Source organism: Bifidobacterium longum subsp. infantis ATCC 15697 = JCM 1222 = DSM 20088, from assembly GCF_000269965.1.
In the GTDB taxonomy this organism is placed as follows: domain Bacteria; phylum Actinomycetota; class Actinomycetes; order Actinomycetales; family Bifidobacteriaceae; genus Bifidobacterium; species Bifidobacterium infantis.
In genome coordinates, this window is record NC_017219.1 from 1,297,337 (window position 1) to 1,309,233 (window position 11,897).

Annotated in this window: 14 protein-coding genes; all 14 read right to left on the reverse strand. The window is 62.9% G+C overall.

The window, feature by feature from the left end:
- Positions 1-3: 3 nt before the first annotated feature.
- The gene (locus tag BLIJ_RS05590) at positions 4-903 is read right to left on the reverse strand and encodes a hypothetical protein (RefSeq protein WP_012577454.1); all 900 of its coding nucleotides are present in this window, start codon (positions 901-903) and stop codon (positions 4-6) included.
- Positions 900-4,253 carry a phage tail tape measure protein gene (locus BLIJ_RS05595; protein ID WP_012577455.1) on the reverse strand — a complete coding sequence of 1,118 codons (3,354 nt, stop codon included), beginning with the start codon at positions 4,251-4,253 and terminating at the stop codon, positions 900-902. The genes BLIJ_RS05590 and BLIJ_RS05595 overlap by 4 nt, the downstream gene beginning before the upstream one ends.
- A 16-nt stretch (positions 4,254-4,269) precedes the next feature.
- A complete protein-coding gene (locus tag BLIJ_RS05600; protein WP_012577456.1) occupies positions 4,270-4,566 on the reverse strand; it encodes a hypothetical protein in 297 nt (98 codons plus the stop codon).
- Between the two features lie 71 nt (positions 4,567-4,637).
- Positions 4,638-5,132, reverse strand: coding sequence for a hypothetical protein (locus BLIJ_RS05605; RefSeq protein WP_012577457.1), 495 nt, complete (start codon positions 5,130-5,132; stop codon positions 4,638-4,640).
- Positions 5,133-5,233: 101 nt separating this feature from the next.
- On the reverse strand, positions 5,234-5,476 hold the full coding sequence (locus BLIJ_RS05610) for a hypothetical protein (protein ID WP_012577458.1): 243 nt from the start codon (positions 5,474-5,476) through the stop codon (positions 5,234-5,236).
- A gap of 11 nt (positions 5,477-5,487) precedes the next feature.
- Positions 5,488-6,024 (reverse strand): phage tail tube protein, encoded by a 537-nt coding sequence (locus tag BLIJ_RS05615; protein WP_012577459.1) that lies wholly within the window; start codon positions 6,022-6,024, stop codon positions 5,488-5,490.
- A gap of 72 nt (positions 6,025-6,096) precedes the next feature.
- On the reverse strand, positions 6,097-6,513 hold the full coding sequence (locus BLIJ_RS05620) for a hypothetical protein (RefSeq protein ID WP_014484803.1): 417 nt from the start codon (positions 6,511-6,513) through the stop codon (positions 6,097-6,099).
- A complete protein-coding gene (locus BLIJ_RS05625) occupies positions 6,510-6,899 on the reverse strand; it encodes a hypothetical protein (protein ID WP_012577461.1) in 390 nt (129 codons plus the stop codon). The genes BLIJ_RS05620 and BLIJ_RS05625 overlap by 4 nt, the downstream gene beginning before the upstream one ends.
- Before the next feature lies 1 nt (position 6,900).
- On the reverse strand, positions 6,901-7,326 hold the full coding sequence (locus BLIJ_RS05630) for a DUF6093 family protein (RefSeq protein ID WP_220709996.1): 426 nt from the start codon (positions 7,324-7,326) through the stop codon (positions 6,901-6,903).
- Positions 7,292-7,711 (reverse strand): Gp19/Gp15/Gp42 family protein, encoded by a 420-nt coding sequence (locus BLIJ_RS05635; RefSeq protein WP_012577463.1) that lies wholly within the window; start codon positions 7,709-7,711, stop codon positions 7,292-7,294. Before BLIJ_RS05635 ends, BLIJ_RS05630 begins: the two co-directional genes overlap by 35 nt.
- A 145-nt stretch (positions 7,712-7,856) precedes the next feature.
- Positions 7,857-8,744: a phage major capsid protein gene (locus BLIJ_RS05640; RefSeq protein ID WP_012577464.1), complete on the reverse strand. Its 888-nt coding sequence runs from the start codon at positions 8,742-8,744 to the stop codon at positions 7,857-7,859.
- Positions 8,745-8,772: 28 nt separating this feature from the next.
- Entirely contained in the window at positions 8,773-9,441 is a 669-nt protein-coding gene (locus BLIJ_RS05645) for a hypothetical protein (protein ID WP_012577465.1), read from the reverse strand.
- Between the two features lie 72 nt (positions 9,442-9,513).
- Positions 9,514-10,533 (reverse strand): hypothetical protein, encoded by a 1,020-nt coding sequence (locus tag BLIJ_RS05650; RefSeq protein WP_231837869.1) that lies wholly within the window; start codon positions 10,531-10,533, stop codon positions 9,514-9,516.
- The gene (locus tag BLIJ_RS05655) at positions 10,454-11,887 is read right to left on the reverse strand and encodes a phage portal protein (protein ID WP_012577467.1); all 1,434 of its coding nucleotides are present in this window, start codon (positions 11,885-11,887) and stop codon (positions 10,454-10,456) included. Before BLIJ_RS05655 ends, BLIJ_RS05650 begins: the two co-directional genes overlap by 80 nt.
- Positions 11,888-11,897 lie beyond the last annotated feature (10 nt).

An 11,897-nucleotide genomic window follows, 5' to 3' on the forward strand; every position in this document is an offset into this window, starting at 1 on the left:
TGATCACATGTAGGTGTCACGGCATTCGACGGTCACGTACCCGTCGCCGACGGATTGCAGGTTCACGGCCACCGAGCCGCCCGGCGGCACGGTGGGGAAGCCGCGCTGGCGCAGGTTGCGGCTCACGTCCAGGCCGCCTATGCTCGCCGCGCGACTCCGTGAGTCCAGCACGAGCGGCACGCTGCCGACCGCCTGCGAATAGTCCAGGCTCATGTCACGGCCCGGGAAGGTCAATTGCACGCCGTCCGGCCACGGACCTTGTACCGTGAACACCGGGTAGGCTCGGCTGGAACCGTTGTTGACGAGCGTGCACACGTTCCGCGCATCCACGGCCGAACGCCCATACGACAGCGGATACGCGAGCCCCGCGTCCCCACTCCCATACGACAGGCCCAACCCCGCATCCCACGCCGGAACCAACTGAAAACGCCGCGCATCCCACGACAAACGCTCAGGACGAGGACACACGAAATGCAATGTCAGATCGTTCTCCAACAGGGGATTCCACCGCGAGTTGCGGCCCATCTGCGCCACGTAGCCCTCACAGTATGTGTCCTCGTCGCCGTCGACCATGCGCAGCCTGCAGGAGCGGTGCGCCGCGGTGTTGATGCGGCGCATCAGGGAGAGTAGGTCCGCACGGCTGTAGCCGACCGCCTCGTAGTGCACGGTCACGGTGCGGGCCGAATACAGGATATCCGTTTCGGGCACGTCATGCGCGCCGTCGCCCTGGCCGCGTTCGTGCAACTCCACCTTCGCGTCCGGCAGCGTATCCCAGCCCTCCACGCCGTTGGCGGTGATGTACAGGCCCCGGTCGGACGAATCCGCGGGATTGAACCGGCAGACGAGCTCGTCGCCGGCCCACAGCTCCCCGTAACGCGGGCTCAAAGTCCACAGGTCGTTCATCTTGAGAGCCTTCCCACGAGATGAGCGGCGTTGCGGTACATGATCGACGCCGCCGTATACATGTCATCCGCCGGACGCACGATCTTCTGCTGGAACACGGGCGCTATCGTCTGGTTGACGGTCTGGTTGTTCGTCACCGGCTGGCTCAGCATCATCGGCGAGGGCTTGTAGAACCTCTCGCGTGGAATCTGACGACGGTTCATGGCCGCGTACAAATCGGCACCGTAATAGCCGACCGATTTCACGTTGCTGACGAATTCGCCGCTTTTGACGCGCGCGTTCGACAGGGTGATATTGTCGTCCCCCGTGTAGGTGGCCTTGCCGGGCAGCAGCCCCTCGATGACACGGCCGCCACCGGCGTAGCCGCGCATCGAAACCCCGTAGCCGGTGAACAGGCCACCGGTCTTGCCTGCCGGGCGAACGCCAACGCTTGTATCCGGCACGTTCTTTGTCATGTGGGTCTCGATGAAGTTGCGGACGATGTTCGTGGTTATCGTGACCTCCCTCGGGGTTTCCAAGGGTTCGTTGTTCACATCGCGAATGGCCTGCAATGCCTGATCGTTCTTGCCATAGATGTAGCCGGTCTTGGGATCTACCTGCCAGCCGTTCGCTTCGACCATTTTGTCGAACAGGGGCGTGTTGTTGCCCTTGAGGACGCCGGTCTTGTCGTCGATTTTTGCGCCGCCGGCGATTGCCATGGCGACGTCGAACTGGCTCTTATCCAAGTCCAGGTAGCCGGTCTTGGGGTCGATCTTCGCGTTGGTGGCGTCGGCGATCTTCTGCATCAGGTCGGTGTCGTCACCGGTCAATCGCACGGTCTTGTCGTCGATTTTCTCGGCCTTGACCTTCACCTTGTCCAGCACGTCGCTGGCCTCGTCCGTGATCGTAATCCTCACGTCAACAGGGTTAGCGGCCTCGCTGTTCATGGACTCGATGCTCTGACGCAGCCTGTCGGCCTCGCTGCGGGCCAAACCGTAACGGTCTGCCTGAGCTGCGGCCGCGTCGGCGCTCATGCCGGCTGCCGTGGCGTTGGCGATGTATGCCTGGCGTGCGCGCTCGAGGATGTCGCCCGCCTGCTGGGTGGCTGCTGCAGCGTCGCCGTGGGCCTGGCCTTCCTCGAGGATCTTCTGCGCCGTGCTCTGCGCGGTCGAGGCGAGACCCTGCAGCGCGCTCTGGCTGCCATACGCCTGAGACTCGTATCCCGCCAAAGCATTACCGTTGTCATCGAGCACTCGACCGTTCTTCGCGATGTTCTCGTTGAGGTCGAGTATGCCCTGGTTGAACTTGGTTACGGCCTGATCCGCGGACAGCTGCACGCCGGGCACGCTGAGGAAGCCTTTAACGAGATCGTCGATGGCGTCCATCAAATCCTGAGTGCTGGTCGTAGCGCCTTGTGTTGCGTTTGAGTATTCTCCAGTGGCGTCAGCAGCGCCGTTGGTAGCATTCTCTACTTCAGCGAGTGCGTTGGCTTTTGACTTGGCTGCATCGGATGCCTTGTTATAGTTATCCTTTTCCTCGTTGAGCTGGCTGAGAATGATTCCCGCGAGTTCTTTTTGCTTGCCGCCTTTCGCGATCATTTCATCGGTGACACCGTTGATTCGGCGCATTGCTGCCGAGTTGCCCTGTGCGGCCAACGCCATGTCGGACATCTTGATTCCGACATCATCGAGTAAGCTGCCAAGGGTCTTGTATCCGTAATACGCCTGTTCGATATTGTCCGGAATGATCCAGGAGTTATCGATTTTTGCATTTGATAGATTATCGATGATTTGTTTGCTGGCGTCGCCGGTGCTTTCCAGCGCGGTTTTTAGCGAGTCGGCTCGCTGCTTGGCCTCTGCGGCCTTGTCGGCGAAGGAGAGGAGGGCCGCGCCGGCGACGCCGATGGCTATACCCCACGGTCCACCCAATAACGACACTATGCCGCTTCCCAGGTTTTTGAAACCTGCCATAACGCCTTGAGAACGACTGACGGCGGCGCCAAACGTGCTTAGCTGAGATTCTGCACTGCCGAAAGTCGAACCCCATGCCTGGAACGCTGACGCGATTCCGGAGCCGAGGCCTATAAGCCTTTGCCCTGGGTCGGCGATCAATCCGATGGTTTGCGCAAGCTGGCTGCTGCTCGCGTTCAACGGTGCCATAGCCCTGTGCAATGCGACCGAGCCGCCGGCAAGAGCCGTGAAAAGCACGATGCCCTGCTGCACCGGTGCGGGCAGCAGGCTGAAACCGTCCACCAGCGTGTCAAGCATCTGCACGAGGGAGCGCAATGGCCCTTGGCCGCCTTCGCCGAGGGAAATCATGAGGGATTTAAACGAACCACTGAGGTTCTCGATGTCGCCTTTGAGGTTGTTGTTCCTGGCGGCGGCCTGTTGGGCGGCGAAACCGGATTCGCTTACCGCGTCGGTCCAGTCGTCGATACCTTCCGCGCCCTGCTCGTAGAGCACGTTCGCGGCTCGAATGGCGTCGGTGCCGAAAATCGTGGCCAACGCCTGATTGCGCTGCTCCTGGGACAGTCCGCCCAACTTGTCCTTGAGCACGCCCGCCAAGCCGCTTAGGCCGATGAATTTGCCTTGTGCGTCGTAGGCGTTGATGCCGAGTTCCCGCATGAGGTTCGAGGCCTTCGTGCTCGGGTTGGCGAGACTGATGAGCATGGTCTTCAGCGAGGTGCCGGCGTCCGAGCCGATCATGCCGCTTTCGGCGAACGCGGCGAGCGTGCCGGCGGTCTCCTGCATGCTGATGCCGAACGAGTGGGACACCATGCCGGCCTGATTCAACGCCAGACCGAGGTCGTGCGCGGAACCGACGGCCTTGCCCGCACCGGCTGCCAGCGCGTCGGCCACCTGAGTAGATTCGGCACCCGTCAGGTTGAACTGCTTGAGGGTGGTGGCCATGAGTTCGGCTGCGTCGCCCACGGCCATGCCGTCAGACGCTGCGAGGTTCAACGCGCCGCTCAGACCGCCGGAGAGAATATCCGACGTGCTGAGACCGGCCTTGCCGAGTTCGTTGATGGCGTCGGCGGATTCGGTGGCCGAGTATACGGTGTCGGCACCGGCATCAATGGCGGCCTGACGCAGTTGGGCCATCTCATCGGCGCTGGCTCCGGTGTTGGCTTGCACGGTGCTCATGCTGGCGTCGAAGTCCGCCGCCATCTTGATGGCCGCTACGCCCAACGCGGTGGCTGCCACCCCTGCTGCGGCGACTCCGGTGGTGATGAGCTTGGTCTTGCCTCCGGCGGCTTCCATGGTGGTCGCGGCCTTCTGGCTCTCGCCACTGACTTTGGCCATGCCGGCCGTGAAATTAGACGTGTCCGCGAGCAGGCGGACTGTGATGTTGCGGTTCAACCCGCCTGCCATAGCGGCCTCCTGAGATTCATCTTGGTTTGATTCCCACCGTCAATGCGGACCGCTTCAGCTCGTTCTCGTTCGCATGGTCTTTCTTCCATTCGTCGAGCTTGAGGGACTGCATGAGCGAGATCTGGCAGACTCCGGCCTCGGCGGTGAAATGGAAGGGTGTCTGCTCGTCGTGGCAGACCGAGATGGGCATGCCGCATTGCGGGCACAACGAGTGTTCGTAGTCGTCGAGCGCGAGCATCCATTCGCGTTCGGTCTCATCCCATTCGGTTTCCGGCGTGTAGCCGGTGATGCGCCTATGCTCGTCCCTTTCCACCCGATACGATGGTTCCCAGCCGAGCCAGCGTTTGTAGCTGATGCCGAGCTTCTGGCAGATTCGCAGTTCCCTTACTGTCTGCGGATTATCCGCGAGGCTGATTCGAGTGCGTCTTTTGGGTCGATGAGCTTCGCATTCAGATCACGGATCGCGTACCAGATCGGGGAAATCTGGCCGTCGGACAGTTCGGTCATGACGTTCGCCAGCTCCTCCACCGGGGTTTCCGGCACGGTCTTCCGGGCCATGAGTTTGATGGCGTCGGCGCAGATGTCCTCGATGCGCTGCTTCGGCAGGCCGTTCTCGGTGACGATGTTCGCCTCGAGCACCTGACGCCACTGGGAAAGAGGCAGCGCCTCCAAGGTGATGCGGATGGTGTCGTCCTTCACCTCGTCGCGCAGCTTGTCGATCTGCTTGGCGATGCGTTTGACGGCGGCGTTGCCGCCTTCGGTCACATGCTGCGCCATGGCGCGCTCCAGGCCGGCCCCCAATGCGGCGACCTGTTCGGCCTTCTCCTGATCCAAGATCAGATCGACGTCCACGCGCTTGCGCTTCACTTCCAGAGCCATGATTATCCCTTTCTAAAAGTTTCAGATCGCCTTTCTGGGAATGAGAAGAGAGAATGTTCGTGCGGGGCCAGAAAGGTAAGAATCCCCGCATGGAAGATTTGTCAGCCGCCGGCAGGCGGTGCCGGTGCCGGCAGCGTCGCCTCGCCCTTGGCGCGTGCGTTCGCGCCGCTCGTGGTGTTGTCAACCACGGTGACGATCTGGCCGGACGCGGTGTCCACCACGGTGTCGTAATCCACCATGGGCTTCGCATTGGCGGCGGTGATCTTGTAGCGCCTCTGGAGGCCGGCTGCAAGGGCCTCTTTCACGGTGACGGTCTGCCCGCCATTACGGGCCGTTGCCGTCACCGTCAGAGGCGTCAGCCTCTTGCCGAGGCCGCGATCACCGCCGTCTCGGACTCCCAGCCGGGTGCCTTCGCGAACAGTGGTATCTTGCTGCGGATCATGGTGTTCGCGTCCGGGTTGATGACCTGCTTCTCACCGCAGATCACCGATACGACGGTGAGCTTCTGACCGGCGGCCAGCGGCGCGTCGGTGGCCATGCCGCGACGGCGCACGATATAGCCGGCATTGCCTTCGGCCATGAGGGTGACGGCCTCGTTCTGGTCCTTGTGCTCCGTGTTCGTGTTGTCGATGACCTCGATGCTGATGTCGCCGGCGGACTTGCGGCCCGGAGCGCCGAAATCCTGGATCGAGTTCTCGCGCTGGTCGCTTACGGTGTCCTGTGACGGTTCGAAGATCCAGCCGCCGAGCATGACGTAGTTCGAGATGTCGGTGCCGGCCTCGAGCTCGGCGATGGTCGGCGCCTTGATGTCCTTGATCGTCGGCACCCAGATGGTGGTGATGTTGCCCTCGGCGCTAGTGCCGGGAATCTCTGTACCCAGTTTCATGGCCATAATGTGCTCCTTAAAGCAAAAGGCCACCCCGTATGGGATGGCCTTGAAGACTTTTGGTGAATGATTGGTTGACTATGGTCGGCTCCACGTAAAGCGGAACCTCAAGACGCGCACCTGGTAGCGGCGCGCGGTGTCATCGGCGGTCAGGCCGGCCGCGTACGCGCCGGAATCCTCGTACAGGGTGAGCTGGCCGACCGTGTAGCCCGGCGGCCGGGTGGGGGAGCGGTTCGCCAGCGCGGGAATCAACATGTCGTCACACCAGATGTTCACGCTGTCGGCGGTGGTGCTGACGGCGCGAACCTCCAGGAGCGCGGAGTGTGCGGCGAACCGCATCGTCTCCGCCGCCACATGACGGTCGGTGGAGACGCGCGCGATGATCCACGGCGGCATCTCCGACTCCAACGGCTCCTCCTGCCGGTAGACCCTCACGCCGGACGGCATGGAGGGCAGCAGGTCGAGCACCGCATTGGTCAAGTCCATGACGCTCATAATCCGATGGCTCCTATCAGCATGTCGTCGGCGGCATCGGCCACGTATTCGGCGAGCGTGGGCAGCTCCGTCTCCGCAGCTTCGTAGAAGTCATGGGTTCCGCCGCCTTTCGCGGTGCCGAAGAACGCGATGTTGTCCAAGTCGCTGGCCCCGCCTTCGCGCGGGCTCACGTCCGCGTACACGGTGGTGCCGGTGCTACCCATCTCGTAGCCGATGCCGATACAGCTGATCGCGTAGTTCCATGAGGTCTGCAGGTCGGAGATGATGACTTCCTTGACGCTCTGCGCGCCCTTCTTCACCGCCTGCGCAACCTTGACCGAAGCCATGGCGTGGGCCGCGGCGACCCTGCGGCCGAAAGCGGTCAGCTCCGAAGCGTCGATTGTCACGTCACTCATTGCTGTTGCCCACCTCCTTCACGTTCCACCGGCATGCGGTCGCATGCGACTTCTCGGACTGCATGTTCAGCAACCGGAGCCTCCTGCCCTTGAGATTCGGGTCATTGGCTTCGGTTATCTCGCACACGTCACCAGGCAGCAGCCCAGTGGTGCCATAGGGGAAATGCACGTACATCGACCATACGGGGGTGACGGCACCCAACGCTTCGACGATGCCGCCCTCCGTGTTCTCGGCGGCCAAACCACCCGAAGTCTGCACCTTGCACTTGCCCTCATACACGACGTTTTCCGTCGGAGCCGGAACGCCGGTCACCGGATCGGTGACCGTGCCGCCTTTGTGGGCGACACGGCACCGGTCGAGCATGAGGCTTTCGGCCCGGCGTCTACCAGCCGCCAAAACATGAGCCAGGTCGGGCATCATCCCTCCAACCGGTTGGCGTGATGGTGAACGCGCCTGTCGAACCAGAATCAGAGGGGGCGAGCAGCGCCCACTCGTCATCCAGCAGACCGATGGTCGCCACCGCGTTCCTCGTGCCGAACGACTGCTGATAGTCGTCGATCATCGAACTCGAGGATGTGGCACCCTCGGGGTTGCGCGCATAGCGCGCAACGGCGATGGCCTCCACATAGTCCACGGTTTTCTGGTCGATACGCACGTCGGCTATGAGCTGGTCGAGGTTCGGATAGCGTTTGCGGATGACGATTTCCGCGCCCGCTATCCATGCCTCGATCTGCTTGACCTCAAGCTCGTCGGTGATAGGCCGCCCCAGTTGGGCGGCGACATCCTGCACCGATGTGACCATATCGCGGCCCTCCTGACTCGGTTACTTGGCGATGCCGGCGGCTTTGAGCGCGGTCACGATGGCCGTAGCGCCGGCGTCCGCCGCGAGGGTCACCTGGACGCCGGAAAGCGCCTTTGCGAATGTCGTAGACATGAGCGGCCTACCGTCAGGCGGTGATTTTAACGAAACGGGTCTTGTTCTTCACGATGAAGCCGCACTCGAACTCGGCCAGGAAGCCGAGCATGTTGCGCTGCCACAGGGACACCATCTCTTCGCCGACCTTGACGGTGGCGATGTCGGATGCCTTGATGGTGATGCCGCCCACAACGCCGAACAGGGCCTGACTCCAGTCGCCGGCCACGCCGAGGATTTCCGGGGCGGCGGAGCCGCCGGAAACTGCCGCCTTGTGGCCCCACGGGGACTTGTGGACGGGAGCGCCGAGCACGTTGCCGATGGTCGTGGAGGACACGTCGGGGGTGATGAGCGGGCGGCCGTTCGCGTCGGTGGCGCCGAGAATCTTGGCCTGGCCCTCCGGGCTCATGGCCCAGCCGTTCAGGTTGCCTCCATTGACGGAGATCTTCTCGTACACCTTCATAAAGTCCGCGTAGGCGCTCTTGCCGAGGGAGACGGCCTGCGCGTCGGCGAGCGTGTCCATGCCGTCGGTGGAGGGTGCCGCGATGGCGCCGGTGAGGAACGTCATGTCGACGGTCTTGGCGACGGATTCGGCTGCCTGCGCCTTGATCGCGTTCCACAGTGTCGCCTTGTCGCGGGCGAACTCGGTGGACACGGTGATGATTCGCGCCATCTTGTACGGCTTGAGGATTCGGGAGCCGACGGTCGGGTTGATGACCGGCTTCTCATCGGTCTCGCCGACCCACTTCGCTGGTGCGGCCTCGCCGAGGGTGTCAAAACTGATGCCGGAGCCCGGAAGGGAGACGCGGCGGGCGAGCTGCATGACCACGCTGGACTTGGTGGCGTCCTGCCAGATTTCATCGGACTGCTCCGGGGTCAGTTTGACGCCCGTGCTGGTGCGATTCAGGTCGATGCCTGCCATTTTGGGAACCTCCTTGGTTCGATATTGGTTAGATGCTGATTCCCAGCTTGCTGAGGATTCCGCCGAACTGGGCGGCGTTCACCTGATTGCGGTCGGCTGGTTTGAGTGCTTCGCCGGGCAGCAGCTCCGCCAACCCGTCCGGGTCGGTCTGCTGGCTGTCCGTCTCATGGTCGGGAGCGAGATACGGGTGCTCGGAGATGAGCTTGTCAATCGCCTTGGTGATGGTCTTGTCGTCCTCGCTGCCGTTGAGGTCGGCGAGGAGCTTGAGTGCCAGGGCGGGTTCCCGTAGTTTGCCGGACGCGAGTTTCTCGACCTTCAGCTGTTTGATGGTCTGCGCCTGTTCGGCGATGGTCTTGTCGCGTTCGGCCAACGCGGCCTCGGCCTTTTTCTGTGCGCGGATCGCGGTATTGCGTTCCGTTTTCATGCGGTCGATGGCTCGCTTGCCGGCGTCCCCCAGGTCTTCAGGTTCCGGCTCGGTGCCGGAATCGTCGGTTTCGGGGGATTGTACCGCTTCACTGTCTGGCCTTGCTTCCGGGTCCGTGTCGGTAGGGTCGGCCTTGGGTGCGTTGTCGGTGTTTTCACCGGTGCCCGTTGAGGTGTCGCCGGACAGCATGTCCAACGCCTGCTGTGATGCGGACTGGCTTTCGCCGTTAGCATCCCCTGCGGGGGCGGTGCCGGTTGTTGCTGCTTCTGCCATGATGGTTCCTCCAGTTGCTGGTAGGTGGTTATAAAAAAGACCGCAGCCATGGGCGTGCGGGCGAAATCTTGGTTATCGGAGTATCCAGCCGTAGTTTTTGAGCATGCGATACGCCTTGTCGGGGTCGTCGCCGGCTATCTGGTAGATGGTTTCGGGCATGAGACGGGGGCGGTCCAATCGCGTGTAGCGGCCTCCGCGTTTTGCTTCCCTCGCGTAGCCGGCGTTGCGCATCGCCCAGTTCGCCCAGCCGCGCTTCGTCGTGCCCTCGATCGTGTATTTGATCCGGCGGTCATAGACCTGCGCGGTTCGCACGTCGCCCTTGTGCCGGTAGGCGTTGACGAGCTGGCTCACGTCAGCGCCGTCCTTCCATGCGCGCGCGTTCGCCCTGCTGCCCAGCGTGTGGGCGAGCTCCTCGTCGGACAACGAGTCAAGGTAGCTGTTCGCGTCCGCATAGCAGCCTTTCGGCAGGTCGCCCGCATAGCAGGCGGTGCAATCGCAGTTCGGGTGGCGTTGGAACGCGACGCCGCCGGACGGTTTGCCCGCCAGCACCACGCATCTCCCGCAGCTCGGCGGGGTTAGGCAGCGCACGTAGCCCGCATAGGGGTTGCGGCTTCGCGCGGACACGGCGGCTACGGCCCTCTGCGTGTCGGCGATCATGGTGCGAGAACGCATCACGAGCATGTATTCGATGCCATGCAACGCGACCGAAATCGAGGCCCCCCGTTCGATGAGCTGCTTGCCGCGCACGACGGCACCCCACATGGTGTCCCTCGTGTCCATGCCGTCGCCGTTCACTCCGACGAATCGTTCGGGTTCGACCACGTAGGCAGCCGGCTGCAGGTAGCCGTCGAACGATTCCATGATCGCCGGGGTCGCCTCCAAGGTTTCCCGAGCGGTCTCCAGCTGCGCATTGTCCAGCAGCCGGAACAGGGCCGGCCCCATGCGGTAGAACGCATCATCGAAATCGGGTCTCGCATGGCGTCGCCACAGGGAGACGACCTCGCGAATGGTCCTATTGCTGCGGCTTCGCAGATGCCGCGCCTGCGTCACCGCCTGACGTGGCATCACCTGACCCGCCATCGTTTCCGGCATCGGGCACCTCCGGTTTCAGATACGCGGCCAACGACTCCTCTTCCTCCCGGCGGAGCAGGCTCGTGGCGCGTTTGATCTTGTCGGGGCTCCAACCCAATTCCTCCCACGCCATCTCGCGCGGCAGCAGCGGACGGCCGGCGGGGTCCTGCACCGAGTAGAGCTTCATCACCGCGTCGGCACGCTGGGCGACGGTCGGGGTGCCGGGGTCATGCCACAGAGCCTCGCACTGGTCGAACCGTTTTGCGGTCTCCACTCCCATCATCATCGCGATGGCGATGCGAGCGGTCTCCTTGGCCTGCGCGCCGAGCGCGCGCTGGTCGCGTTCGATGCTTTTGACGAGCTTCGCCTCGCGGGAACGTATCGCGTCGGCGCTGGCCGCGTCGTCGGCGGCCAGGCCGAAGTAGTTCGGCGGCAGGCCGGACGAACCGGCACACAGGCGCGCGTACATGTCCACCATCGCTGTGAAGTTCGTCATCTGGGCGCTGGAGAATTCGAATGTTTTCGCGTTCGCGTTATGCAACGCCCACACGCGGCCGAAATACGCCTCCCAGGCGGGCAGCCGGGTGCCGTTCTCGTCCACGAAATCGCCCTTGGTGGCACCGAGCACGCCGCGCTGGGGCACCGCGTGTGTCTCCTGCGCCAATTGGGCGTTGGTCAGGTCACGTGCGCACGAGTCGGTCAGGTCGATGACGTCGCTGATGCAGGAGACGCCCTGCAGGCGTGGCCACGGCATGTAGGCCGGTTCGCGGGTGCGCCAGTTTCGGAAAGCGGGAACGACCGGCACGATGCCGATGTCGTTCGCGACTTCATTCTCCACTCGCCACGCCGCGTCCATGTAAATGGTGCGTTTGCGCGTCCATACGATGCGGCGCACGGTCATGTCGTATTCGTCGCGGATGCGCTGGTAGGCGATATACACGTCGCCGGTCACCGGGCTGCGCAGGGTGATGATGTCCTCCGGGCTGACGCTGCGAATCTCCACGCCCCCGTCGTCGTCCTTGGACACGACCTTGAAGCTGCGGCCGAACAGTTCGAAATCAAGATAGGAGCTCTGGTCCTCGACCATGCCGAACCGCTGCCACAACTGCCATGCGGCCTCGGCCAGCCTCTCATCGTCGCCTACGCGAAAGCCTTTCATGTCGAGACGGTCGACGCGGCTGTCCGCCACGACGCGCGGCCAGTTCACTATCACCGTGAACCTTTTCAGTTCCGGGGGAATCGCCAGCCCGAGCTGCTTGAGATGCTGAGCGCCGTCATAATAACGGTTCAGCGTATCGTAACGGGATTGGCTGGTCTCAAGGATCAAGTCCATGCTCTGGGCGGTCCCGTAAAGCCGGCCGGAAAGAAAAGCCATCAGTCATCCC